Annotated in this window: 21 protein-coding genes and 2 pseudogenes; 10 read left to right on the top strand and 13 right to left on the bottom strand. The window is 68.7% G+C overall.

Annotation, left to right across the window (positions count from 1 at the left end; translation table 11 throughout):
- Positions 1-230: 230 nt before the first annotated feature.
- Positions 231-3,956, bottom strand: a complete 3,726-nt coding sequence (locus AB0959_RS17675) for a helix-turn-helix domain-containing protein (RefSeq protein ID WP_366827320.1) — start codon at positions 3,954-3,956, stop codon at positions 231-233.
- Between the two features lie 285 nt (positions 3,957-4,241).
- Here AB0959_RS17675 and AB0959_RS17680 point away from each other — a divergent pair, with 285 nt between their 5' ends.
- The 3 genes from AB0959_RS17680 (at position 4,242) to AB0959_RS17690 (ending at position 6,652) form a co-directional block, all read left to right on the top strand.
- The gene (locus AB0959_RS17680) at positions 4,242-5,513 is read left to right on the top strand and encodes an acyltransferase (RefSeq protein WP_366827321.1); all 1,272 of its coding nucleotides are present in this window, start codon (positions 4,242-4,244) and stop codon (positions 5,511-5,513) included.
- Positions 5,514-5,726: 213 nt separating this feature from the next.
- Entirely contained in the window at positions 5,727-6,182 is a 456-nt protein-coding gene (locus tag AB0959_RS17685) for a DUF6228 family protein (RefSeq protein WP_366827322.1), read from the top strand.
- Positions 6,179-6,652, top strand: a complete 474-nt coding sequence (locus AB0959_RS17690) for a hypothetical protein (RefSeq protein WP_366827323.1) — start codon at positions 6,179-6,181, stop codon at positions 6,650-6,652. Before AB0959_RS17685 ends, AB0959_RS17690 begins: the two co-directional genes overlap by 4 nt.
- 210 nt (positions 6,653-6,862) lie before the next feature.
- Here AB0959_RS17690 and AB0959_RS17695 read toward each other — a convergent pair.
- Positions 6,863-7,276, bottom strand: a pseudogene (locus tag AB0959_RS17695) (VapC toxin family PIN domain ribonuclease); the annotation flags it as partial.
- 505 nt (positions 7,277-7,781) lie between these two features.
- Positions 7,782-8,210, bottom strand: coding sequence for an IS200/IS605 family transposase (tnpA, locus tag AB0959_RS17700; protein ID WP_366827324.1), 429 nt, complete (start codon positions 8,208-8,210; stop codon positions 7,782-7,784).
- 50 nt (positions 8,211-8,260) lie between these two features.
- On the opposite strand from tnpA, the gene AB0959_RS17705 reads away from it, so the two are divergent.
- Both AB0959_RS17705 and AB0959_RS17710 read left to right on the top strand, forming a co-directional pair.
- Positions 8,261-9,475: a transposase gene (locus AB0959_RS17705; RefSeq protein ID WP_366827325.1), complete on the top strand. Its 1,215-nt coding sequence runs from the start codon at positions 8,261-8,263 to the stop codon at positions 9,473-9,475.
- A 480-nt stretch (positions 9,476-9,955) separates the two neighbouring features.
- Positions 9,956-10,840: a nitroreductase/quinone reductase family protein gene (locus AB0959_RS17710; RefSeq protein ID WP_366827326.1), complete on the top strand. Its 885-nt coding sequence runs from the start codon at positions 9,956-9,958 to the stop codon at positions 10,838-10,840.
- 202 nt (positions 10,841-11,042) lie between these two features.
- Here AB0959_RS17710 and AB0959_RS17715 read toward each other — a convergent pair whose 3' ends face one another.
- The 3 genes from AB0959_RS17715 to AB0959_RS17725 all read right to left on the bottom strand — a co-directional run bounded on the left by AB0959_RS17715 (position 11,043) and on the right by AB0959_RS17725 (position 15,033).
- On the bottom strand, positions 11,043-13,202 hold the full coding sequence (locus tag AB0959_RS17715) for an AAA family ATPase (protein ID WP_366827327.1): 2,160 nt from the start codon (positions 13,200-13,202) through the stop codon (positions 11,043-11,045).
- A gap of 52 nt (positions 13,203-13,254) precedes the next feature.
- Positions 13,255-13,884 carry a TetR family transcriptional regulator gene (locus AB0959_RS17720; protein WP_366827328.1) on the bottom strand — a complete coding sequence of 210 codons (630 nt, stop codon included), beginning with the start codon at positions 13,882-13,884 and terminating at the stop codon, positions 13,255-13,257.
- Positions 13,885-13,947: 63 nt separating this feature from the next.
- Positions 13,948-15,033 carry an aminoglycoside phosphotransferase family protein gene (locus AB0959_RS17725; RefSeq protein ID WP_366827329.1) on the bottom strand — a complete coding sequence of 362 codons (1,086 nt, stop codon included), beginning with the start codon at positions 15,031-15,033 and terminating at the stop codon, positions 13,948-13,950.
- A gap of 255 nt (positions 15,034-15,288) precedes the next feature.
- On the opposite strand from AB0959_RS17725, the gene AB0959_RS17730 reads away from it, so the two are divergent.
- Positions 15,289-16,107, top strand: a complete 819-nt coding sequence (locus tag AB0959_RS17730; RefSeq protein WP_366827330.1) for an HAD-IA family hydrolase — start codon at positions 15,289-15,291, stop codon at positions 16,105-16,107.
- Here AB0959_RS17730 and AB0959_RS17735 read toward each other — a convergent pair.
- Positions 16,046-16,984, bottom strand: a complete 939-nt coding sequence (locus AB0959_RS17735) for a GntR family transcriptional regulator (RefSeq protein WP_366827331.1) — start codon at positions 16,982-16,984, stop codon at positions 16,046-16,048. The genes AB0959_RS17730 and AB0959_RS17735 overlap by 62 nt on opposite strands.
- Positions 16,985-17,191: 207 nt before the next feature.
- Between AB0959_RS17735 and AB0959_RS17740 the strand changes: the two genes are divergently transcribed.
- On the top strand, positions 17,192-17,386 hold the full coding sequence (locus AB0959_RS17740) for a hypothetical protein (RefSeq protein WP_366827332.1): 195 nt from the start codon (positions 17,192-17,194) through the stop codon (positions 17,384-17,386).
- Here AB0959_RS17740 and AB0959_RS17745 read toward each other — a convergent pair.
- Together AB0959_RS17745 and AB0959_RS17750 are read right to left on the bottom strand one after the other, a co-directional pair.
- Positions 17,377-18,084 (bottom strand): HAD-IA family hydrolase, encoded by a 708-nt coding sequence (locus tag AB0959_RS17745; RefSeq protein WP_366827333.1) that lies wholly within the window; start codon positions 18,082-18,084, stop codon positions 17,377-17,379. The genes AB0959_RS17740 and AB0959_RS17745 overlap by 10 nt on opposite strands.
- A 29-nt stretch (positions 18,085-18,113) precedes the next feature.
- Complete coding sequence (locus AB0959_RS17750) at positions 18,114-18,992, bottom strand: winged helix-turn-helix domain-containing protein (RefSeq protein ID WP_366827425.1); 879 nt, start codon at positions 18,990-18,992, stop codon at positions 18,114-18,116.
- A 235-nt stretch (positions 18,993-19,227) separates the two neighbouring features.
- On the opposite strand from AB0959_RS17750, the gene AB0959_RS17755 reads away from it, so the two are divergent.
- Positions 19,228-19,416 (top strand): hypothetical protein, encoded by a 189-nt coding sequence (locus AB0959_RS17755; RefSeq protein ID WP_366827334.1) that lies wholly within the window; start codon positions 19,228-19,230, stop codon positions 19,414-19,416.
- Between the two features lie 76 nt (positions 19,417-19,492).
- On the opposite strand, the gene AB0959_RS17760 is transcribed toward AB0959_RS17755, so the two are convergent.
- Positions 19,493-20,401: a GntR family transcriptional regulator gene (locus tag AB0959_RS17760; RefSeq protein ID WP_366827335.1), complete on the bottom strand. Its 909-nt coding sequence runs from the start codon at positions 20,399-20,401 to the stop codon at positions 19,493-19,495.
- 229 nt (positions 20,402-20,630) lie between these two features.
- Between AB0959_RS17760 and AB0959_RS17765 the strand changes: the two genes are divergently transcribed.
- Positions 20,631-20,813 (top strand): hypothetical protein, encoded by a 183-nt coding sequence (locus tag AB0959_RS17765; protein ID WP_366827336.1) that lies wholly within the window; start codon positions 20,631-20,633, stop codon positions 20,811-20,813.
- 261 nt (positions 20,814-21,074) lie between these two features.
- On the opposite strand, the gene AB0959_RS17770 is transcribed toward AB0959_RS17765, so the two are convergent.
- The 3 genes and pseudogenes from AB0959_RS17770 to AB0959_RS17780 form a co-directional block, all read right to left on the bottom strand.
- Positions 21,075-22,331, bottom strand: a complete 1,257-nt coding sequence (locus AB0959_RS17770) for a GNAT family N-acetyltransferase (protein ID WP_366827337.1) — start codon at positions 22,329-22,331, stop codon at positions 21,075-21,077.
- 42 nt (positions 22,332-22,373) lie between these two features.
- A pseudogene (locus AB0959_RS17775) lies at positions 22,374-22,598 on the bottom strand (GNAT family N-acetyltransferase); the annotation flags it as partial.
- Positions 22,599-22,716: 118 nt separating this feature from the next.
- Positions 22,717-23,346: an AmfC protein gene (locus AB0959_RS17780; protein ID WP_366827338.1), complete on the bottom strand. Its 630-nt coding sequence runs from the start codon at positions 23,344-23,346 to the stop codon at positions 22,717-22,719.
- 276 nt (positions 23,347-23,622) lie between these two features.
- Between AB0959_RS17780 and dtd the strand changes: the two genes are divergently transcribed.
- Positions 23,623-24,048: a D-aminoacyl-tRNA deacylase gene (gene dtd, locus AB0959_RS17785; RefSeq protein ID WP_366827339.1), complete on the top strand. Its 426-nt coding sequence runs from the start codon at positions 23,623-23,625 to the stop codon at positions 24,046-24,048.
- Positions 24,049-24,065: the final 17 nt, after the last annotated feature.

Below are 24,065 nucleotides of genomic sequence, written 5' to 3' on the forward strand. Positions count from 1 at the left end.
GCTAACAAAAGTGCGCCACGCCACGTTCCCCGTCTTTGAGGCTGCGCACGATAGGTGTCGTAAGTGCAGGACATCTGTCGGGAACGAGTCAGCACCTGAGCACATCACCCTGGCTTTGGGCGCCGCAGCCACCGTCATTCCGCTCCTGCCCCGGCCAGTGCTGGCCAATGCCTTGACCAAGGTCGACTCCTGGGGCCGGTGCTCGAATCGCGTGGTGATGCGGTGAGGTCCTATCGCCCAGTCGGCGGGCAGCCGGTCTCACCGGACTCGTCGTGAAGGTAATGGGACTGCTCCTGAGGAGTGAGAGTGGTGTCGATGGCCTCGCAGATGTTGCGGATCGCGCGGTCCGGGCCGGGCAGGTCGACGTTCCACAGTTCGACGGTGTGGCCCGTACTGATGGCCAGAGTGCGTCCGTCCGGGCTGAACGCCACCACTCCAGGCGAGCGGGTCGGCAAGGTGCGTCTGAGCTGACTGGTGGCGAGGTCCCACAACTGGACTCCTCTGGCACTGCTTGTGGCCAGGGTGCGGCCATCGGAGCTGAAAGCCAGCGACTCCACATCAGCGCTGACACTGAAGCTGTCCTGGAGCCGACCGATGCGAGCATCCCACGTCTCCACGAGTCCGTTGCTGGCGCTTGCGGTGGCCAGGGTGCGTCCGTCCGGGCTGAACGCGAGGGTCAGCGGGCTCCGGCTGCTCGGCTTGATGGTGCGCTGTGTGCGGCCGGTCGCGGCGTCGAGCAGCGTGACCTGGTCGCCGCCGCTGTCCTCGACGTTCACGACGGCAAGGGTGCGTCCGTCCGGGGTGAACGCCAACGTTCTGACCGGTCTGCCGTGGCCGGTGCGGACGGTGTGCAGTGCGCCCGTTGAAAAGTGCCAGATCCGCACCCATCCCTTCCCGCCGGCGACGGCGAGCCGCGTCCCGTCGGGACTGAAGACCGCCCTGATGGCGCCCAGGGCACGGTTTTGGCGAAGGCGGCCCGTGGCGACATCCCGCACCTCGATCACCACCCCGTCCTTCATGGCCCTTGCGGCCAGGGCACGCCCGGTCGGGCTGAACCCCGCGGCCCCGAGGCGCCAAACCGAGGAACGCAGTTGCTTTCCCGGGTGGGCCAGGTCGGTGTCGAGCGCCAGTGTGGCTTTGCGATCGCCGGTCCTGACATCCCAGACCTGTACCGACCCACGGCCGGGCGGGCCTTGGTGAACCGTGGCCACCGTGCGTCCGTCCGGACTGAAGGTCATGTCGTCGACGGACGTGTCGGCAAGGCCTCGCAGAGCGGTCTGCGGCTGATCAGCGGACAGGCGGTGGACGCGGACGGTGGGTTCCGAGTAGCTGCTGGTGACCAGAGTGCGGCCGTCCGCGCCGAGGGCCATTGCCATGAGCCCGCGTCCCTGGTGACCGGCGGTCACGGTTGCCCGCGCCGTGCCGGAGGCGGTGTCCCACAGTCGGACCGTGTCCCCAGGGCCCGGGATGGCGAGGGTCCGCCCGTCCGGGGCGAAGGCCACCTGGTTCAACTTCATGGGGCCATCCCTGATGGTGCGCCGGGCGATGCCGGTGGCCACTTCTCGCAATTGCACCGAACCGTCGGTGCGGCCAACCGCGTATGTCCGGCCGTCGGGGCTGAAACCCAGCCCACGCTCGATCTGGCTGTCGTGGACAGTGCGGGTGCGGCCGGTGGCCACATCCCACACCCGCACCAGTCCGTTGAGGCTTATCGCGGCAACGGTACGTCCGTCAGGGCCGAAGGCGACCGCTTCCGGGTCGTTGCGGCTGGTGAAGCTGTGCCGCTTACGTCCGGTGGCCACGTCCCATACCCGTACAGCCGCCGGGGAGGACACGGCCACGGCACGACCGTCAGGGCTGAAGTCCATCCCACGTACCGAACCATCGGGGACGGCGAGGGTTCTGAGTTTCCTCCCGGTGACCGGATCCCACAGGCCTACCACCGCGCCGGTGCCCCCGGAGGTAGCGGCGGCGAGGGTGCGTCCGTCGGGGCTGAACACCGCGGCTTCGCTGGTGGTGTTGTGGCCAGTGAACAAGGTTCGTCGGACCCGGCCTCCAGGCAGGTCCCAAATCCGCACCGTGCCGTCTCCGCTGTGCGTGGCGAGGGTGCGTCCATCCGGGCTGAGCGCTATGGCGTCCACGGGTTCGGTGCCGCCGGTCAGGCGCTTGCGCAGCGGTAGCGCCGCGGCGGCATACAGGGCGGCGGTGGCTTCGCGGGTCTGACTGGTGCGGTAGGCGTGGACGGCGAGCAGTGCAGCGCGGTCGGGTTCGGAGTCCAGCAACGCACCGGACTGAGCTGCCAGTTGCCGGGACTGGGCCAGGTGCTGGGCGGTGACCGCGCTCTGCCACTGTCCCACGGCGAGGCCGGCGGCGACGAGGGCGAGGCACAGGGCCGTGCTGACCGCGGCAAGCACCAGCCGGAACCGGCGTCGGCCCCTCTGCTCATGGTCACGGCTGGCGTCGAGGAACGCGTGCTCCAAGTCGGTCAGGTCCTCGCGCGGTGCGCCGCCGAAGTGTTCCTGAGCGGCGGCGAGCCGACTTCCCCGGTACAAAGCGCCCTGCTCGCGGTGCAGTTCCTGCCAGGAATGGGTCGCTTCGGTCAGGTTCCGGTGCACGCGTAGGCGTTCGCGGTCTTCCTCGATCCACCCGCGAAGCCGGGGCCAGGATGTGATCAGGGCCTCGTGGGCTATTTCGACCGTGTCGCCGTCCAGGGTGAGCAGCCGTGCCCCGGTGAGTGCCTCCAGGACCTGGGCGGTGTCATCCCGGTCGGTGCCGGGCAGTTCGGAGCGCTCGACGGGACGGCGGGTGTCGGGAGTGCCGTCACCGGGGGCGATCAGCCTCAGCATTACCCGGCGGGCAGCAGCCGCCTGGTCTTCGGTGAACCGGCCGTAGATCTCCTCTGCGGTCTTGGCGATCGCGCCGTCCAGGCATCCCGCCGCCTCGTAGCCCGCCATGGTCAGCGTCTTGCCACGGCGGCGGCGCCAGGTCTCCAGCAACACGTGGGACAGCAACGGCAACCCGCCCGGCTCGTCGGCGACCTCCTTGACCAGCCGGGCGGTGAGGGCGCGTTCCACGGTCAGTCCAGCGGCCGTGGCCGGCTTGACGACAGCGTCGCGCAGTTCCGCCGGGCTCATCGCACCGGCCAGCAGGTTGGCATCGCGCAGTGCGTCGGCCAGGTCGCGGTGCTCGGCACAGCGGCCGTAGAAGTCGCCGCGCACCGCCAATAGCACCCGTAAGCGGCTCTTGGGCTCCCGGGCGGCGAGGAGCAGGTCGATGAAGCGGGCACGCTCGGCGGCATCGTGGCAGAGGGTGAAGACCTCCTCGAACTGGTCGACGATCACGAGCGTGTCCGCCCCGGCACTGCCGTCGCCGGGAACTGCGGGTGTGAGGAGAGGAGCGTGGGTGCGGGCGGGGCGCTCGCCCGGGGTCAGGATGCGGATCGCGGCCGGACGCAGGTCCGGCTCCTGAGCCTGCCGGAGGACGGGTACCAGGCCGGCCCGCAGCAGGGAGGACTTTCCGCTGCCGGAAGGGCCGAAGACCGCCGCGAACCGCCGACGGCTCAGCAGGTCTACCAGGTCGGCGGTGAGCTGTTCCCGACCGAAGAACAAGGCGCTGTCACCGGGCTCGAACCGCGCCAGGCCCCGGTACGGCGGGAGTGTTCCGTCGTCGCCCCGAGAGCCGTTACCGGCGGACTCCTCCACCGCCTCCTTCCACCGGGCCTCCCACTGCGCCGCATTGCCGCCGCAGCCGCGCACATAGGCCAGGGCCACCGGCAGCGTCGGCAGCTGCTCACCCCCTGCCGCCTGCGACAGCGTGGTCACCGAGTAGCCCGCCCGCTGGGCCAGCGCCCGGTAGGTGACCCCGTCCGCCTCCGCCCGCAGCTTGCGTAACTCGAACGCGAACCGCTGCACCGGACCCGCCGCCGGATCCACCGGCACCTCACGACGACCCGCCACGCCCTCTCCCCCTCCAGCTGTTCCTGCATCAGAGCGAGCAGCCGACGCATGCACCCCTATGACACCCGAACGGCCCGCGCATCCCGTCATTGTTCGGCCGCCAGAACGGTACTGCCGAACAATGCTCCAGCCGCTGAACTCGGTGATGCGAGCGTCAGGGCGGCCTGCAAGCGCGGAGGTCTACGTCGCCCCTCGGCGTTCTCACCCGCCCATTGCGGACCACGTCGGCACGCCCCCCCACGACGAGCCCAACCAACACCTCACCAAAGAGGATTTTGTCCACGCATGGAATCCCCACCCGTCGCCCCCACTTCACCGGACGACTCACCCTCTGTCACTTCACGATTACTTAGAATCGTGGCGAGGGCCGGTCCGTCGCGGTTGGGCTGGCTGGATGCCTTGCGCGGCCTCGCCGCGCTCGTCGTGGTGTTCGACCATTCGTCGTACACCTTCATGGCGGACTTCCGGCGGGAGTTGATGCCGCAGTTCAACACCAGCCGCTACGGCATCATGGTGTTCTTCCTGGTGAGCGGCTACATCATCCCCGCGTCGCTGGAGCGCCGAGGCTGCGTCCGGACGTTCTGGATCGGGCGGGTCTTCCGTGTGTACCCGCTGTGGGCGGCTGTCGTCACTGTGCTCCTTGCCGTCAACCTCTTGGGTATTGCGGAGATGCGTGACTTCGGTCAGCAGAGCGCTGCCACGGTGGCTGTCGCCCACGTGACCATGCTCCAGGAGTTGCTGGGGACACCCAATCTTCTGCTGGTCCTGTGGACGCTCTCGTACGAGATGGCTTTCTACTTGCTGGTCGTCGCCCTCTTCACAGTCCGCCTTCACCAGCGGTCCGCGACGGTCGCCGTCATTTTGGCCGTGCTCGCCGCTGTGAGCGTGACGGCAGGGGCCGTGCTGCCGGCCTCTGCCCTGTCCGGCATGGTCGGCACCGGTCCCCTGATCGCGTTCGCCTCGATCGCCATGGTGGTCGCCATCTGCTGTGCGAGCGCCAGGTCACCCGTACTCCGGGTGCTCGGGGGCGCGTTGGGTGGGGTGCTGGCGCTCGTCCTGGCCGCATTCAACGGCACGGTACCGCTGTGGGAGGGTCTGGTGATCCTCGCGGTGATGTTCCTCGGCACCGCCGTCTACCGTGCCGAGAACGGTCAGAGCACCTGGAGGTACGCGGCGGGCACTGCCGTCGTGGTGGTCGCCTGTGCCATGGGGAGTGCGTACCGGTACGGCGACGGTGACCACTTCACACGGCGCGGCTGGATCGTCGCATTCCTACTGGCTGTGCTCACCTTCGGCGCCGGACTGGCCTCGCGTCGCCGACGCATACCGCGTCTGCTGACCGGACTGGGAACGATCAGCTACTCGGTCTATCTGGTGCATCCGGTGCTGCTGGCGGTGATCGACAGCACGATCGGCCGCCGACGGCAGGACAATCTCCCGCTCGAAGTAGCGTTCTTCATTGTGCTGCTGCCCTTGTGCGTGCTGACCTATCGTTTCATCGAAGCACCGAGCCAGACCTGGGGCCGCAGGTTGGCCCATCGCGTGCAGCCACCGTGACGAGCGGCCGTGCCGCACCGCCCTTGCAGCGCCACTGCTGACGTGTGGGTACCCGACCGGCGCGGACCGTCCTCTGGGGAGCCAGAACCTGCCCATGGGGCGGCAACCTCCTCTCCCTACAGGACCTTCTCCATTCGAACCGGGGCGGTTCAGAGCCCTGAAAGGGGAGAATCTCGATGACGTCGAACGCGACGCTGGCCTAGCGTTCCGCCCATGACCGCCCCGGACGACAACACCGACGACAAGCCCAGGGTGACCATCCGCTGCCAGGACAACGCCTCCGTCGGCGTGACCTTCTGCGATCGGTTCAGCTTCGACGCGGACTCCGTGCACTATGCCGTCGAGCTGCGGGCCCCGGGCCTGACCGCTCGCGTCAACGAGGTCGTCGCCTGGATCTGGGACAGCGATCTCACCACGTTCCTGGAAGCGCTCGCTGCGGACTACCGGGGATGGGACGGCGAACGGAGCTGGCAGACCAACGACCGAGACCTGACATTGTCGGCCGTCTTCCGTTCCGGCGGCCACGTTGGGCTGACCTGGGCCTTGCGGCCCTGGCCACAGACCGCTGGCGGCTGGGGAGCCTCGGTGACCACCTGGCTGGAGGCCGGCGAGCAGATGGCTTCCCTGGCGGCCCACGTCCGGCACTTCCTCACCGGGGAGCAGCAGTGACATCCGGCCTGCGCATCTCCTGGACGCTGGGGGCACACGGATGGGCCGACTGCACCCTTGAGGATCATCACGCGAAGGCCGAGCTCACCGCGTCCTACATCTCCAGTGCGCCCGAGGAGTTCCTGACCGCGGTGGCCCGGCTCATCGCGGGCGAGACAGAGACCCGTGCCCAGTTCGAGGCCGAGCCGACTGCCTACCGGTGGATCTTCTACCGCGAAGGCGAGGACATCTGGATCCGCGTGCTGGAACTGCGCGACGGCAGCGATCATGACAACAAGGGAACCGAGATCTGGTCCAGTCATCTCGGCATCGACCAGCTCGCCCGCGTGGTGATCCGCTGTTTTGACGAGGTCGCACAGACCCATGGCGAGAGTGGCTACAGAGGCAAGTGGGGCGAGCCCTTCCCCCGAACCGAACTCGAAGCCGTCAGACGCCTCTGGCACACTCACCAGCATCCCCAAGACACGTAGTCCGGACAGCGCACACTGCTCAGGTTGAGCGAGACGAGTCAGTCTGTCCCGTCTCAGTCAACCTGAACCACCCCAGGTCAGCGCATCGGGGCTGGTCCACTTCTAGGGAGGCGGGACAGACGCGGCGAAGTTCGCGGCCACGGCCGCCGTATGCGATCTACGCAGCGTACGTCCTGCGCAGCGCGTCCACGTGGGTCGACGATGATAGAAACCGGGAATGTTACGCACATTCCGCTCGCTGACGTCGGCCAGGAAACAGGCCACGGTGACGAAATCGGCGTCGTCGTGCAGGACGACCAGTCCATGATGCGCGGCAGTCGCGCAGATCATCAGTTCGAGCGGACCGGCCGCACCGAGGGCGCCCTTCTCGGCGAGAGCGTACTGGGCTGTGTCGACCCAGTCCCACAACCTCTTCGGAAGAGGTACGTCGGGGTACAGATCGGTGAACATCTCTCCCATGGCCTCGTACTCCACGGCGTTGCGCGCCGAGCGCCGGAACTCAGCCCGCTCGGCGGCGCACGACCCGATGGCCCGGAGGGCGGTGGTCTCCAGCCAGGCGTCCCTCAACTGCTCCTCACGCAGGAGGCGCCACAGGCCTGAGGAGTCGAGCAGGTAGTGGACCACGCGCCCACCCTTGTCCTCGGCGCGGCGCTGCTGCCAGCCCTCGTAGTCCCACTGCTGGGCGGTGTGGAAGTGCTTGGCCACGAGCGCGGCCCGCTCATGACGTTCGGCGTACTCACGAAGGGCGGCATTGACCAAGTCTTTCTTCCAATATATGCATACGCGGGCGGTATGCCTGCCTGGGACCGCCAAACCACGTGCTCCCACAGTCCCTCCGGGCGCCGGAGCGGGACGGCTCCATCGTCCGAACGAGCCGAGTCGGCCACCTCTTGCCCATGGCCCCCTCAGCTTCGATGGAGCGAACTCACCATGAGACAGCGGACCTTGACCCTTGTTTCGCGTCGGCAGAACTGATCGGTGCCATCGATTCGTGATCGTGTTGCGCCAGTTCCAAGCCGTGGTTCCATCCCTTGTTCTTCGCAGGGAATCCCGGCCTTGGCCGGGCGGGAATGCGATTCTCGGCCCGGAGGCGCGTAGCGCCGGAGGTCTCTGCTCTTCGGGGTGGCGGTCAGGCTGGCCGCTTCTGGCTCTCGATGTAGTCCTTGACGATGCTCAGGGGGGCGCCGCCGCAGGATCCCGCGAAGTAGGACGGGGACCAGAACACGGATCCCGTGCTGATCCGGTTGATCCGGCCGGTGTACTCCGCGCGCAGATATCGGGAGCTGACGCCCTTGAGGCTGTTGACGAGCTTGGACAGGGCGATTTTCGGCGGGTAGTGCACGAGCAGGTGGACGTGATCGCCCTCGCCGTTGAACTCCCGCAGCTGTGCGCCGAAGCTCTCGCACACGTCCCGCATGATCGCCTCGCAGCGCGTCAGCATCTCGTCGTTGAAGATCTCCCGCCGGTACTTCGTGACGAACACCAAGTGCGCATGAAGGTTGAAAATGACATGATTTCCTCGTCGGACATCGGGATCTGGCTCCCAGCGCGGTGACATACGCCAAGTGTATTAGGATCAGGTGAACCCGACCGGAGGGGGTGGGCTGGATGATCCGTGCGTACAAGTTCCTCCTGCGGCCCACCGTCCGCCAGGCCCAGGCACTGTCCGAGATGCTGCGGGATCACTGCTCCCTCTACAACGGGGCCTTGCAGGAACGCCGCGACGCCTACCAGCACGTCTCCAGGACCACCGTCAAGTACGGCGACCAGTCGGCGCAGCTCAAGGAGATCCGGGCGTTCGACCCGGAGCGTCAGGGCCGCTGGTCGTTCAGTTCGCAGCAGGCCACCTTGCGCCGTCTCGACAAGGCGTTCGCCGCGTTCTTCCGCCGCATCAAGTCCGAGGAGACGCCCGGCTATCCGCGTTTTCGCGGGGTGAGCTGGTTCGACACGGTGGACTTCCCCAGGGACGGGGACGGCTGCCGGTGGGACTCCACCCCGCACGATGCGACCACCCGCGTCCGCTTCCAGGGCGTCGGGCATGTAAAGGTCAACCAGCACCGCGCCGTGGCCGGCCACATCAAGACCGTCTCGGTCAAGCGCGAGGGCCGAAAGTGGTTCGTCGTGCTTGCCGCCGAACAGGACCAGCCCGAACCGCTGCCCGCGACCGGATCCGTGGCCGGGATCGATCTGGGCATCGCGAACTTCCTCGCCGACTCGAACGGCGATTTCGTCCCCAACCCGCGCCACGGGCTGAGGGCCGCCGCGAAACTCGAAGCCGCGCAGCAGGCCCTGTCCCGGTTCCCACGATGCAAGGCCAAGGACCGCACCGCCAACCATCAGCGCGCAGTGGACAAGGTCGCCCAACTGCACGGCAAGGTGCGGCGCCAGCGCCTTGACCACGCACACAAAACCGCCCTCCAACTACTCCGCGCACACGACTTCATCGCGCACGAAGACCTCAAGATCCGCAACATGAGCAAGGCCCCCGCACCGAAACCCAACCCCGATCAGCCGGGCGCGTTCCTGCCCAACGGGGCCGCCGCGAAGGCCGGGCTCAACACGTCGATCAACGACGCCGGATGGGGGGTGTTCCTGACGATCCTGCACGCCAAGGCTGAAAGCGCCGGACGAGAAGTGATCGCCGTGAACCCCCGCAACACCTCCCGCACCTGCCCCGAATGCGGGCACACCGCCAAGGAGAACCGGCCCACACAGGAAAAGTTCCACTGCGTCGCCTGCGGCCACCACGCACACGCCGACACAGTGGGAGCCATCAACGTTCTACGGGCCGGGCTGGTCCGTCGCGACGCCAACCCGGCATAGCGAGAAGCCCCCGGCTTCAGCCGGGGGAGGAGTCACGAAAGTAGATGTGCTGAGCGGCGGCGGCGAGCGGCAGCGGAAGCGACGCGGTTCCGGTCCACGGAACAATTGAGCGCCGCGCCCATGCGGAAGGGCGAGGGGTCCCGGGAAAACGCCCCATACCGAATAACCGCCTTGCCGTTGCCCCCCATTCGGCATTACCGTTGCCTCCATGACTGCCGGGTTGGCGGCCTTGTGCCGTGAGCGAGTTGGGTGCCCGGCCTCCGAGTGAGGTCGGCGCGGGCCAGGGGTCCGCCGTTTTTTCCTTCCGTCCTTCCGGGCGTTCGGCCTGTTCCATGGGTTTCGCGTGACGTTTCCGCGTGCCCGTACGGCGTCGTCGTAGCCGTATGTCCGGCTGATCCCGCGCTTTTCCTGTCTCCTACCGCAGGCGATCCCTCAGGCGTCCCGCGGCAATTCCCCCTGCCCGAAAACAGAAAGCAGAGAATGCCCAACCCATTCAACCAACAAGTCATCGACGAATTCCGCGCCAACCACGGTCGGGTAGGTGGTTATTTCGAGGGTGCCCGGCTCATCCTGCTGACCACCACCGGCGTCCGCACCGGCACTCCCCACACCACCCCCGTCGGCTTCCTCCACGACGGCGACGGCCGGATCCTCGTCATCGGCTCGGCCGGCGGTTCGCCCAGGCACCCCGACTGGTACCGCAACCTGGTCGCCCATCCGCGCGTGACCGTGGAGAGCGGAGCGTTCACGTACGAGGCCGAGGCCGTCGTCCTGACCGGCGAGGAGCGGGACCGGGCCTTCGCCCGGGCGGTGGAGAGCGATCCGGGGTGGGCCGAGTACCAGGCCAAAACGGAGCGGGTCATCCCCGTGGTCTCCCTGCGGGAGATCCCCAAGGGCGGGCCGCCGAACATCAACGCGGGCTCCCTGGGCGAGCACGTGCGGGTCGTGCACGACGCGTTCCGACGCGAACTCGCGCTGATCAAGGAGGAGTTGACCAGTGGGAACCGTCCGGGCGCCCGGCTCGGCGCGCAGTTGCGCATCAACTGCCTCGCTCTCTGTCAGGGTCTGCACAACCACCACACCGGTGAGGACATCGCCCTGTTCCCGTTCGTCGGCGACCGCCACCCCGAACTGGCCCCGGCCCTCGACCGACTGCGCCACGAGCACGAACGGATCGCCGAGCTCCTCGAGGACCTCCGCCGGGTCGTCGCCGACGAGGAGGGGGACGGGGGCAGGGACCAGGACCGGGACGCCGAGCCCGGCCACGTTCTGCGTGAGATGGAACGCCTGACGGCCGAGCTCGAAGCCCATCTGACGTACGAGGAGGAGCAGTTGCTCCCCGTCCTGGACGCGGCCACCGTCTGAGGTGAACCCGGTGCCGGTGAGCGGCGGGCGAGCCCTGGGGGGAGTTGGGCCCGCCGGGGAGAGTAGGCAGCCACTCACCGGCACGTTCGTTCACGGTAGCCACAGGAACGATCACCAAGGTGCTCACTCGGTCATGACTCGGTCGCCTTCCCGTAACACGGACCGCCGGGCGGCGCGGACAGCGGATCGGACGGACCGACGGTCACCAGGGCAGCGGGCGTTCGTGCACCACGTCCAGGCGTGACACGGCCCGCGTGAGCACCACGTACAGCCGGCGCAGCCCGCGCACCCCGTCGGCCGCGCTCGCCGCGATCTCCGCCGGCTCCACGACCACCACATGGTCGTACTCCAGGCCCTTGGCCGAGCCGGCGGCCAACACCGTGACCCGCGCGCCCAGTTCGTCGGGCCCGGCGGCCGGGATGCCCGCCGCGTCGAGCGCCTTCCGCAGACGTACGACATCGGGCTCGGACGGCACGACGACCCCGAGGGACCCTTCGCGGGCGAGGCCCTCCCGCACGGCCTCCACCGTGGTGGCCACCGCGTCGGCCGTCTCCCGCACCCGCAACTCACCCCCCGCCCGCAGCGACCGGGCCTCCGGCACCTCGACGTCCAGGCGTGCGAGAAGCCGGTTGGAGAGCCGTACGACACTCTCCGGCACCCGGAACCCGGTCGTCAGCGGCACGATCGCGGCGTCCGGCCTGCCCAGGTGCGCGAGGAGGTCGGGCCAGGCGCGGGCCGCCCACGGCGTGGTGCCCTGCGCGAGGTCGCCCAGCACGGTGAGCGAACCGAAGGCGGCCCTGCGGGCGATGGCCCGGCACTCCATCGGCGACAGGTCCTGCGCCTCGTCGACCACGACATGGCCGTAGCTCTCCGGATGCTCGATCAGGCCCGCGGCCTCGTCGAGGAGGACGAGGTCCGCGGCCGACCACCGCGCCGAGCGGTACGAACGCGGCGGCCGAGCCCACAGGATCGCCCGCTGCTCCTCCGCTTCGAGCACCCCGTCCGCGGCCGCGGCCAGCACGTCGGGGTCACCGAGCAGCCCCGCGACGACCTCCTCGGGCCGCACCCGCGGCCACACGGCGTCGACGCACGCGCCCACCGGCCTGGACCGGGAGATCTTCTGCGTCCAGGAGTTCGGCAGCGTCCCGGTCCGCCGCTCGGCCCGCGCCTGGAGACACCGCACGATCCGTGTCCGCACCCGCTCCCGCCCGACGGCGTACGGGGGTTCCTCGGACCGTACGTCCTCCACGATCCGCCGGAGTTCGTCCGCCTGGACGCGCCAGCGGTACGAGCCGTCCGGCACGACGAGGGAGTCCGGTACGACGAGGGAGTCCTGTACGACGAGGGAGTCCTGTACGACGAGGGAGCCGGGTCCGGCAACGGCATCGGACGGTGAGGCGACGCGTCCGTAGAGCGCCCGGCGCACCACCTCCGCCATGCGCGGATCGTGCTTCACGGCAGCGGCCCGCTCGTCGTCCGTCCCGGTGACGGGCTGCCGGGCGATCTCCTCGCCGACGGTGGACTGCCGTACCCCGCTCTCGCCGAGAGCGGGCAGCACCTCCGCGATGTAGGTCAGGAAGGTGCGGTTGGGGCCGAGGATGAGCAGGCCCCCGCGGCGGATGCGCTGCGGATACGTGTACAGCAGATACGCGGCCCGGTGCAGGCCGACGGCCGTCTTGCCCGTGCCCGGGGCGCCCTGCACGCAGAGGGAGGTGGCGAGGTCAGCGCGGACCAGGTCGTCCTGCTCGGGCTGGATGGTGGCGGCGATGTCGCGCATCGGGCCGACGCGGGGACGCTCGATCTCGGCGGTGAGGATGCCGCTGTCCCCTTGCCCCTGCCCCTCGGTGAGGTGCTCCCCCGTGGTGAGGTACTCGTCCTCCAGCCCGGTGAGGTCGGCGGAGTCACCCCGGCTGCCGGGCGCCCAGCCGAAACGGCGCCGGACCGCGACTCCCCGCGGGTCGTGGGAGCCGGCCTGGTAGAAGGCACGGGAGACGGGCGCGCGCCAGTCGACGACGAGCGGCGGAGCGGTGGGCTCCGAGCTGATGCGGCGCCGTCCGACGTGATAGCTCTGCCCGGCGTGCTCGCTGTCGTCGGCCGCGAAGTCCAGCCGCCCGAAGAACAGCGGCCCTTCGGGCAGTTCGCGCATCTCCTTGGCCCGGCTGCGCAGCCGGTACCCGAGCACCTCGGCGTCGGCACCGGAGGCGGACACGTCCTCACCGGTGACGACGTGCTCCTGGGCGCCCTCCACCATGGCGGCGAGGGCGGCGCGGCAGGTGTCGTGGTGGGCGCGTTCCCGGGCGAGGGCGTGGTGGAGGGAGGAGAGACCGGGGGCGTGATCGAGGGCAGGTTCGGCTGACGTCATTCCCCCGAGGATACCGAGAAAGATGTAACCGAGTTACATTATTTACCGAGACTCACCGAGGCTCATGTACAGAGGGTGAGCACAGCACCGCCTGAAGCCGGGCGAAGGCCCGCTCGGCCGCCGCGACGGCGTCGGCCTCGATGTCCTCCACCGACTCCCCCCGCTCCACCCGCCGCCAGTTCTCCAGCGCGAGCACTCGCTGCACCGCGACGATCTGCCCCGCGGCCACCCGGGCGTCGAGGTCTCCGCCGAGCACCTCCGCCAGCGCGGCCTCGGACCGCTCCAGATAGGCGTACATACGGGCGACCAGCGAGGGCGTGCCGTACAGCAGCCGCTGGAAGGCCAGCACCTGGGGATGCCCGTTCAGCCCGGTGATGGGATCCCGCCGGGCCAGCCCGTCGAGAAACCCCGCCCGCAACGCGTCCACGGGCGAGCGCCCCTCCCCGCGCTCCACCACGACCCGTGCCGCCTCGCCCTCGTGGTCGGCGAACCGGTGCAGCACGAGGTCCTCCTTGGCCGGGAAGTACCGGAAGAGCGTCGGCTTGGAGATCTCGGCGGCGGCCGCCACCTCGGCGACGGACACCTGGTCGAACCCCTTCTCCAGGAAGAGCCCGATCGCGATGTCGGACACCACCTGGTACATCCGCCGCTTCTTGCGCTCCCGCAGGCCGATCTCGCTCATGGCCCGAGCCTACGCACGCGGGCGGCGGCCGGCGGCCCGGCGCTCACCGCGCTGCTGCCGCGCTCAGGCCCCGGGCCTGCCCGAGTCCGGCTCGCGGAGCCACCGGTCCAGAGCTTCCCTGATCTCCCACTGGCCCGGCACGTCCGTCAGCCCGAGCGGCTCGGCGGCCGTGCCGAGGATCTTCCGCAGCTTCCCCGCGGTCCGCAGGACAGGAGCCCAGGTGAGCTCCGAGCCGTCCCGCAGCGCCATGGCCATACGGATGACGTCGGTGAAGACGGACTGCGCCTTCTTGTAGGCGAGGATCCTCGGGAGGTCCTCCTCCCAGCCCTTCGAGCTGCCGGGACGTTTGTGCTCGGCGGCCTCGCACCATTCCTCCGCCATGCGCTCCGCCTGGTACCGCGGGTACCGCATCAGGTACAGATGGGTCGCCAGGTCGTAGAGGGGGTCGCCGACCATCGCCAGCTCCCAGTCGATGGTCCACAGTCCGCCCCGCGGGTCGACGATGAAGTTCTCGCGGTGCAGATCGGCGTGGAGCAGGGAGAACGGACGGTCCGTGAGGCCTGCCACGTGCTCCCTGATCCGAGCGAACGATTCGTCACCCACTCCGAGCGCCCGGAACAGCTCCCCGAACCTCTCCTGGTTCTCCCGGTAGACCTGCTCCTCGGTGAAGACGATCAGACGCTCCAGGAAACCGGCACTGTCCCCGTCCTCGGGCCGGTCCTCGAAGCCGCAGCGCCGCCCGACGGAGAGCCTCTCCGGCCTGATCTCGATGGTCTCCCGGAAGCGCTGGACGATCTGGTCGAAGATGCCCTGAGGGACCGGCCGTCCCGACCGGTAGTACGAGCCGAGCGTTCGTCCTTCGATGAACACCTGGAAATCCATGCCCTCGACGGCGACGATCTCGGGGACCTGGGTGACGTCGAGCTTCGCCAGCGCGCCGAGCAGTTCCTCCTCGGACTGGAAGCAGCGCCGGTCGAACCAGAGGATCCGGTCACGCGGCTCCCGGCACTTGACCACGAGTGCCCCGTCCCGCACGGGGAGTAGGTGAGTGACGTGGTGATAGCCCTGGAACGAGACTTTCGCCGCGCTCGTGCTGACGCTCCCCTGGTCGGCGCGGGGCCGAGCGACAGAGACCGGTTCGGATGTCATTCCCTGGTTCGTACCGTTCCGATGGTGCTGATCCGATGGTGCTGAAGAGAATGGTGCTGAAGAGAACTGAGAGAAGAGATGGTGCACCGTACTCCGTCAGAACCCGGTTGAGGGCGGGAAGTCCACCATTCGAGGGTGCGGTTACCCGGCACGGGCGACTGACGTGCGCACCGGGGACGGCCCGGCCTGGTACGTCCGGGGCACACGGGACCTGCGTTGCTGGCCCCACGGCACTCGATGGGCAACACTGTCGCGATGACCGGACCAGAACCTGCCGAGGACTCCGACGACGCGTCACACGACGCGGACGACGCGCCGTACGACGGACAGGTTCTGTTCGACCTGCTCGACTCCACGAAGGCGGTCCTGTTCGACTTCGACGGCCCGGTCTGTGACCTCTTCGGGGGCGCCTCCACGGCATCCGTCGCGGCCGAGGTCAAGGAAGCGGCACGACAGGCCTGGGGGGTGCTCGACCCGGAGGTCGAGGCCTGCGACGACTCGCACGGCATTCTTCGCCGCCTCAGGGACGTGTACGACCGACCGGCCGCGCGGTCACTCGGCCGGGACCCGCTCGACCAGGCGGAACTCATCGTGGCGCGTCAGGAGTTGGGCGCCGTTGAGAAGGCCGCCGAGACCCCTCACGTCGGAACGCTGCTGGGTCTGTTGCACGAGCTCGGCATCCGTATGGTCATCGTGAGCAACAACGCCGAACGGCCGATCCGGGAGTACCTGAGGCGTCACGGGCTGGAGGAGCGGTTCGGGCACGTCTTCGGACGGGACCCCGACAACGCCGGACTCATGAAACCGGACCCCGACTGCGTGCGACGCGCCCTGAAGTACCTGGACGTCCCCGCCGGTTCATGTCTCTTCGTGGGGGATCAGCCGAGCGACCTCGAAGCAGCCCGGTCGGCCGACACCTGCCTCCCCTTTCTCGGCTACACGCGGGACAGGGCCAAGGCGTCGGACATGGCCGCGAACAGGGCGAACGCCGTGGTCGACTCGTACCTTCCCGTCATCGGGGCCGCCGAGAAGGTCCGGAAGGCGCGCTGGGCGAGCCGGCATCAGGTCGGCTGATCGGCTGATCGGCCAGCAGGTCCCAGGCCCCGTCGAACCAGGACTGCATGCCGTTCACGAACACGGTCCCCTGTGAGGAGGGGTCGTCGTCCATCGTGTGGTGGGTCAGTGTGGCGCCCAGCCCGAACACGTCGGTGGCCTCGATCTCCCTGCCGTCGTCCAGCACGATCGAGCGCGTGAACGGCACATAGGGACCGTGCAGCGCGTCCACCTTGTTGACCAGGTACAGCTTGAACAAGGGCGCCACGTCGAGCTGGCGGATCTCGAAGTCCACGGAGGGCACGAGCTTCATGGTCCTCAGATCGCTCAGCACGGTGCGCAGTGACACGGTGTGGCGGCGCGTTATGGCCAGCACGCGCTCCCTGAGGATGGCGTCGTGCACGCCCTCCGTGGACCGCCAGTACGGGAACGTCACCGACTCGGCGGGCAGCAGCATGCGCAGCGCGATGCGCTCCGGACCGATCTGTCCGGCCCGGATCCGTTCCGCCTGCGTCCTGATGTGCGCGTCGAGGGACTCCGAGGTCAGCGTGTAGACGTCCAGGATCACTTCGGGCTGCTCGAACGCCTCACTGATGAACGGCCCCAGGGTGACCGTGCCGCCGGGCCGCTTGCTCCTCGTGGGCGAATGGATCCGCTGGTTGCGTTTGACCACCCGGGACCCGCTGCCCTGCCGGGACTCGATCCAGCCCTCGCTCCTCAGCTCTCTGAGCACCCGCTGCACGGTGTCGCGCGAGACGCCGAACTCCTCGGCCAGTTCACGTTGCGACGGCAGACGTGACTGCACCGGGTAGACGCCCTCGGCCATGCGCGTGCGCAGCTCGCCCGCGACGCGCTCGAACTCCTTGCCGCCCCCGTCGACCCCATACTCGCCACTCACACGGCGACCGTACCTCGCCCGGCCGATCAGCAAACCGGTCTCAGTCAAATTGGTGACGCCAACTGGAACGGTTGACTGACTGGTTGACCGATCCATGACCCTCAACTCGTTAAGGGATCAACCGTGTAGGGGATACCCACACCAAGGAAACCAGTCCAATTGGACTGGTAGCTGATCGGTTCTCGGAACCGGGACTGGGGTGGGCAGATGATCGTATGGGAATGCGTGGGGGTGGTGGTCCAATTCGGCGTGAGCCGGCTGGTGGAGACCGAGTTCGGCCCGGTGGGGCTGGTGCTCCTCACCGGGGCCACGGCTCTGGCTCTGCTGGGTGGACAGGCACGCCAGATACACCCGGCGTGGTGGGCGGCCTTCTTCCTCGTACTGCTGACGATTCAGGTCTGAGCCGTCAGCGCGAGCAGTACCTGCTGCAGGGAGCTCACGACGTGCTCGCGCCGGACTCCCGCCGCCAGCAGGGCCTGCGCCTTGACCTCGTTCCGCGCGTATCCGAGGAACGACACGCGGGCCTTCTGTGCCGCCTCGAAGTCCGAGGGCGCGTCACCGATCATCAGCGAGACCGACGGGTCGGCGCCCATGGCGTTCAGCGCCTGGAGCAGGTAGTGGGGGTCCGGCTTCATCAGGTCGATCTGCTGGGTGCGGCCGTAGATGTAGGGGAAGCAGTCCGTCAGACCACGACTCTCGATGTAGCGGGCGGCCGCGAGCGCCGCGTTGTTCGTCGTGATGGCGAACCGGGCCCGCGACGCCCACGTCCTGATGAGCGGGTCCGCGTGCGCGGTGGGATACGCCGTCGGGACCGCGAGCAGTTCCTGCCGGGTCAGCCACTCCTCGAGCTCGATGATCAGGTCGCTCTCGGGCCGCCGCAGGTGGACCCCGCGCAGGACGATCTGCGGGTCCTGCGTGTGCCGCTCCTCGCCGGTCAGCAACCCGCCCAGCCCGCGTCCTTCGACCAACTGCACCAGATGTCTGGCCACTCGGTGCGCGGGATGGCCGGCGAACAACCGGCATATCGGCCCGTCCAGGTCCCAGAGCACGAAGCGAACGGGGGTGATCAGCTCTCGCAGGCTATCCGTCTCCACTGTCACCCGCTCAGTCTGCGCTGTATCAGAAGTCACTAGGAGAGTGTCAGGTCCGTCGTGATGGTTTCCCAGAGGGCGTCGAACCACCGCTGCGATTCCTCCACGAACGCGGAGTCCCGTCGCCCCTCACGCTTCTCGAAGGAGAAGAGGAGCGAGTCGGTGCCCAGGACGTCGTACATGTCCAGGGTTCCCTCGTCCGACGACTCCTCCCGCCGCGTGATCATGTAGTACGCGATCAGCGCCTCCGACCCGTTGAGCAGGTACAGCTTCACCGGCGGGGTGAAGGGCAGCGCCCTGAAGGTGACGCGTACGTCGATGCCGTGCGACGAGCGCAGGGAGCGGAGGTTGTGGCGCAGGACGTGGCCCTGGGCGTTGCGCTGGGCCAGCCAGCGGTCGTGGACCGGATCGGCGTCACCGTGTTCCTCGACGGAGATCGGGAAGGCCAGGTTGATGTCCCGGGACGGCAGCAGGATGCGGACGTCGATGGACTCGGGGCGAATGCGACCCTCATGGATCATGCGCAGAGGCTCGCCCAGGGCCAGCATCAGCGTCTCCGCCGTCAGGCACGCCGCGTCGATGCGGACGTGAGGAGCCGAGAAGGCCTCCGCCAGGCGCGGGGCGAGCCCCACCATCGTCGGCTGGGGCTCGTCGTGGATCGGGGCCGGCTCGGCGATGCGGGGCGGGCTGCCCTTGCTCACGTTGGTGAGCAGACCGTCGTTCTGGAGTGCGCGCAGCGCCTGGCGGACCGTGCCGCGTTCCACGCCGAACTCCTCGGCGAGTTCGGCCTGGGTCGGCAGACGGTCTCCGGCCCTGAGCTCTCCGGCGCGTATGCGGTCGCGCAGGGCGTCGGCGATCTCCTGCGGTGAGAGCCTTCTGCTGCCGTTCACTGCAACGTTCTCCTGGGTCACGACCAAAACGTACAACTCCCATCCATCTTTGAGGAGTTGTTTTGGAGTTGTTTGCGGGTGCCGACCAAGTGGGCATAACTTAGTCGAAGTTGGTTGCCAACTTGGCTAAGTTGGCGGAAGTTTTACCTCCTCTCGCAGCCTCTTGGCAAGTAGTGGCCCGCAGCACGTGCGCAAAAGACGCCCCACGTCACCCCGGTTCCGCCCCCCGCTCCACCGAAACGCCCCGAAGGAGGAACACCCCATGCCTGTCCTCGCCCTCGTCTCCACAGTCTTCGTCATCGGATTCCAGCAACTCGTCCAGTGGCGCTACGGCCCCATGGGCATCGTCGGCCTCCTGCTCCTCAGCATCGGGATCAAGGCCAACAGCCCCACGTGCAGCTCCATCGGGGCCCTCGTCCTGGCGCTGATGGTCGCCGGACCGGCCCTGTGAGCAGCAGCGACACGAGCCACCATCCCCGCGGAAGAGAAACCACAACCCCCCACTCGCAACGCACTGTGGGAGACGATCAACTCGTGAGCACCAGCTCCGAACTGATCGTCTCCCACAGTGCGTTGAACCACAGGTGCGACTGCTCCACGAAGGACGTGTCCCGCAGCCCCGCTCCCTGCCGGAAGGCGAACAGCATCGACCGGGTGCCCTCGGCGTCGTACGTCTCCAACTGTTCGCTGTCCACCTCCTGCTCCAGTCGTTGCACGGTGTAGTACGCGAAGAGCGCCTCCGCGCCGTTCAGCAGATACAGCTTCACCGGCGGGGTGAAGGGGAGCGCCCGGAAGGAAACGTGCACGTCGATGCCGTGCGTGGCGCGGAGCGCGGTCAGGTTGTGCCGCAGGACCTGGCCCTGCGCGTTGCGCTGGGCGAGCCAGCGGCGTTGCACCCGGCCGTCGGAGGAGTCGTCCACCGGAGTCGGGAAGGCGAGGTCGATGTCGCGGCTGGGCAGCAGGACACGGACGTCGATCTTGGCCGGTTTTGTTCGCCCCGCGTGAATCTCGCGCAACGGTTCACCCATGGCGAGGGTCAGCGACACCGATGTCAGACACAGCGCGTCGATCTCCACGTGCTGGGCGGCGAAGGCGGCCGAGATACGCGGGGCGAGCCCCACCATCGTGGGCTGCGGTGGAGCCTCGGGACCGGCCAGGGCCTTCCCCGGGATCGGAGCCACGGTGGCCGGGCTGCCCTTGGAAACGTTGGTGAGCAGTTGCTCCGACTGCAGGATGCGCAGCGCCTGGCGCACGACACCCCGCTCCACACCGAACTCGTCGGCCAGCCTGGCCTGCGTGGGCATGCGCTGGCCCGGCCTCAGTTCGCCGGACCTGATCCGGCCGCGCAGTTCCTCGGCCACCTCGCGGTGTGACCTCTGTGGCCGTTGTGACCTCTTCCGCCCATTGACGGCGGCATGTTCCCCGTCCACGACCAAACACTACAACTTCTCGCCATCTTTGGGCAGTTCATGGGAAGGTGGTTATGAGACGACTCCAAGCGGAGATAAGTACGGTGGAGTTGGTCGCCAACTTGAGCAACATGGTCAAACTTAACGGGGGGTTGGTCACAAAAGGTGACCAGCGATCGCTGAGGGTGACTCCGTCGAACAGGTGGGCGCCGCCGTCTCGTCCCTGAGGAGGGACGTTCCGGAAGGAGGGACCGTCATGCCACTCGCCATCGTCGCCGCCGCCCTCGCAGTCGGGTTCGAGCAGCTCATCGAGTGGAAGTACGGCCCGATGGGCATCATCGGTGTCCTCGCGCTCACCGTCGGACTCAAGTCCAGGAACACGCTGATCAGCGGCATCGGAGCCGTACTGCTCGTGATGCTGCTGGCCCCGTCCGGCTGACCGGCCGACAGTCCGGCGGCCGGGCTCCCTTCCGGAGGGGAGCCGGGAGCTCGGCCCGCCCAGCACAGCCACAACTCAACAGCACAGCCACAACCGAAGAGAACAGCCACAACTCAACAGCACAGCCATAACCGCATATCGCGTACCGCACCACAACTTCATAAGGGGAGCTACCACAACTGCATAGCTACGGATACGGATTCAGCACCACAGCAGCACCAACGCACCACCGGCACATCATCCGCACGGAAGGAGTACCGCTCAGAAGACGTCCGGGCACCACGGTCGCCTGGACGTACGCAGCAGGGCGTCGGCAACGGAGGCGGCGCCCTTTTGCTGCTCCCGCACCCGGCCGAGCGCGGCAAGCCGCACCGCCGACTCGTCACCGAGCCACAGGGCGCCCAACTCACTGACATCCAGCGTGAGTTCGGCGTCCTCTTGCGTGGGGGCGCAGGAGGCGCCGTCCGGACCTGCCTCCAACCGGTACCGGCCGCCCGCCAGCCCCGCCGCGTCGAGGACCTCAAGAACGAGCGTCCCGGTTCCCGTGTACGTACGCGTCTCAAGAGCCCGTACGACATCCAGCACCCGCACCCACAGCCAGTCCGCCTGAGCCGTGATGTGGGCGGCGCGCGGGTCGGGGAAGAACAGCGGCAGCAGGTCGTCGGGGGCCCGCATGTCCGACGTGACCTTGGTGATCCAGTCGATCGAGCACAGGTAGTGCCACAGGGCGCGTTCGGCGGCCGGGGTCACCGCGATCAGCCAGTTCACCTCGGCCTTGTTCTGCGGCTGCTTGTCGAACCAGCTGTCGTCCGCCTTGTACGAGACGAGGCCCTCGACCTCGCCGGCCGCCGAGCGGTACACGGCGTAGAAGGGTTCCGTCCACGGCGAGCGGTCCAGCAGCACGGCTCCGGTGTTGGTCTGCCACCAGCGCTCGTCCCGGCTGACGGCGCCGGGCTGGGCGCGCCGCAGGCGCTCGTGCAGCTCTGGGCCGAGTTTACGGACGTCCGCACCGTCGACGAGGTCGATACGACCGCCGTCGTCCGGACCCGACCAGCGGGGGTCGAGGCCGGTGCGCGGGACGTCGATGGTCCACCGGGCGGCCCAGGTGGCGGGGCCGAAGCCGTAGCGGCCGTAGATCGGGTACTCGGCCGCGATGAGCGTCGCGACGACGTCTCCCCGGTCCTTCGCCGCCTTCAGGTCGTGGGCCATCATGCGGGTGAGGAGGCCCCGGCGGCGGTGGGTGGGGGTGACGGTGACGTTCGATATCGCGTCGGCGGGCACGGGGGTGCCGCCCACGGCGGTGATCTGCTGGGGGAAGGACCGGAAGGTCGCCACACAGCGATCACCGTCGAAGGCTCCCAGGGTGCGCTCCGGAACGATGTACGACCCGCGGTCGGCTATCTCGGTCTCCGCGACCTTCGGGGGCCGCAGGAAGCCGGTGTTCAGGGCGCGGGTCCAGTCGGGGATGTCGTCCCTGGTGATGGGGCGTACGTCGATGGCGTCCGGGGAGCGGGTCATGAGCTCACGGTAGGAGGGCGGGGTCGGGGGTGTCGCGCGGTTTTATCCCCGAGGCCGTACGAAGTCGTACACGGCGAAGTCGGTGACCGGGACGTACCCCAGGCGCTGGTGGAGGGCGTTGCTGGTGGGGTTGGCCGCGTTCGTGTGCAGCACGACCTCCTTGGCGCCGGCGGCGAGCGCTGCCCTGCTCACGTCGACCGTCACGGCGCCCGCGTAGCCGCGGCCGCGGAGGTGGGCCGGGGTGTGGACGGGGTGGAGCCGGCGTCGATGGTGACGACCTCCCCGACGTCCGCGAACTGGCCGGAGGGGCTGATTTCAGCCCCTCCGGCGTCCGAGGACGAGGCCCGGGTCCCGAGGCCGTTCAGGCCCCCGCTCCCCCGCTCCCTCACACCAGCAGGTCGTCCACCTGTGCTTCCCCGTCGCGGTACCGGCGGGCGATCTCCGCGCCGCAGTCGTCGGCCGTGTGCTGCAACTGCTGGCGGCGGCGGGAGACCTGCTGCTCGTAGCGGACCAGTCGGGACAGGCCCGCGCCGAGTTCCTCGTCCGTGCGGGCCTGGAGGTCGGACAGCTCGACCTCGGCGAGCATGTCGGCGGCCAGGGCCCGGTACTCCTCACGGTGCGGGGTGCCCACGGTCACGTGGCGGGCCGAGGAACGGTGCCGCGCGGGTGCGTCCGTGAGGATCTCCGGGAGCCGGTCGACCAGGCCGGCGCCGGCGCCGGCGGGCGCCGCCGCGCCGCCCCGCCGCGCGAGTTCGGCCCGCAGGATGTCGATGCGCCCCTGGAGCAGCCGTCGTACGTAACTGAGGTCGGCCTCGTCCCGCTGGGCGTCCCGGCGCATGGCCCGCAGCTCGGACAGCCGGAGCAGGGCCACGTCCCGGCTGGACTGGTCGGGGGCCACCGGTGTGCTGCTCGTGCGCTGCACGGGCGGGCGGTGTGCGCCCTCGACGGCCCACTCCACCCACTCCACCGGCCACTGCCCCGTACTGGTGCTGGTGCTCGTACTCGAAGTGCTCATGTGCTCAACCGTCCCCTCAGCCGGCGCGGTGCACCCCACGCACGCACCGCAACACAGGCATCGTGCCACCCCAAGTGGCCGCTATGTGACCGAGTGCCCCTGATAGGCCCCAGATGCGGGGTTAAGAATCAAAAGGATCATTAAGGATGATCGCCCGAGTCACACGGTCGGCCGTACGGTGGGACCGAGCCTGCCGGGGTTGCGTCCAGCACTCTTCCCTGGTCGCGTCAATACCCCCGTACGAGTGACGCGTCATCGCACGGCATCATGGTCCCCATGCGTGCGGTGGTACAGAGGGTGGACGGCGCGAGCGTCGTCGTGGACGGAGAGACGGTCGGCGCGATCGAGGGCGAGGGGCTGTGCGTCCTCGTCGGGGTCACGCACGACGACACCAAGGACAAGGCCGCCCAACTCGCCCGCAAGCTCTGGTCGATCCGGATGCTGGGCGACGAGAAGTCGTGCAGCGACATCGACGCGCCGCTGCTCGTCATCAGCCAGTTCACGCTCTACGGGGACGCCCGCAAGGGCCGCCGCCCCACCTGGAACGCGGCCGCCCCCGGCGACGTCGCCGAGCCCCTCGTCGACGAGGTCGTGGCCCAACTGCGCGCGCTGGGCGCGACGGTGGCAACGGGCCGCTTCGGCGCCAAGATGCGGGTGTCCCTGACGAACGACGGCCCGTTCACGGTGCTGCTGGAGATGTGAGCCCCCGGCGAGGGGCG

The sequence above is a fragment of the Streptomyces sp. NPDC046862 genome (assembly GCF_040704615.1).
Taxonomy (GTDB): Bacteria; Actinomycetota; Actinomycetes; order Streptomycetales; family Streptomycetaceae; genus Streptomyces.

Coding starts and splice junctions, on each gene's coding strand:
- AB0959_RS17680 (WP_366827321.1), top strand. CDS start 4,242: ATGGAATCCCCACCCGTCGCCCCCACTTCACCGGACGACTCACCCTCT.
- AB0959_RS17730 (WP_366827330.1), top strand. CDS start 15,289: ATGACCGGACCAGAACCTGCCGAGGACTCCGACGACGCGTCACACGAC.
- AB0959_RS17725 (WP_366827329.1), bottom strand. CDS start 15,033: ATGACATCCGAACCGGTCTCTGTCGCTCGGCCCCGCGCCGACCAGGGG.
- AB0959_RS17770 (WP_366827337.1), bottom strand. CDS start 22,331: ATGACCCGCTCCCCGGACGCCATCGACGTACGCCCCATCACCAGGGAC.
- AB0959_RS17715 (WP_366827327.1), bottom strand. CDS start 13,202: ATGACGTCAGCCGAACCTGCCCTCGATCACGCCCCCGGTCTCTCCTCC.
- AB0959_RS17705 (WP_366827325.1), top strand. CDS start 8,261: ATGATCCGTGCGTACAAGTTCCTCCTGCGGCCCACCGTCCGCCAGGCC.
- AB0959_RS17755 (WP_366827334.1), top strand. CDS start 19,228: ATGCCTGTCCTCGCCCTCGTCTCCACAGTCTTCGTCATCGGATTCCAG.
- AB0959_RS17780 (WP_366827338.1), bottom strand. CDS start 23,346: ATGAGCACTTCGAGTACGAGCACCAGCACCAGTACGGGGCAGTGGCCG.
- AB0959_RS17740 (WP_366827332.1), top strand. CDS start 17,192: ATGATCGTATGGGAATGCGTGGGGGTGGTGGTCCAATTCGGCGTGAGC.
- AB0959_RS17765 (WP_366827336.1), top strand. CDS start 20,631: ATGCCACTCGCCATCGTCGCCGCCGCCCTCGCAGTCGGGTTCGAGCAG.
- AB0959_RS17685 (WP_366827322.1), top strand. CDS start 5,727: ATGACCGCCCCGGACGACAACACCGACGACAAGCCCAGGGTGACCATC.
- AB0959_RS17720 (WP_366827328.1), bottom strand. CDS start 13,884: ATGAGCGAGATCGGCCTGCGGGAGCGCAAGAAGCGGCGGATGTACCAG.
- tnpA (WP_366827324.1), bottom strand. CDS start 8,210: ATGTCACCGCGCTGGGAGCCAGATCCCGATGTCCGACGAGGAAATCAT.
- AB0959_RS17710 (WP_366827326.1), top strand. CDS start 9,956: ATGCCCAACCCATTCAACCAACAAGTCATCGACGAATTCCGCGCCAAC.
- dtd (WP_366827339.1), top strand. CDS start 23,623: ATGCGTGCGGTGGTACAGAGGGTGGACGGCGCGAGCGTCGTCGTGGAC.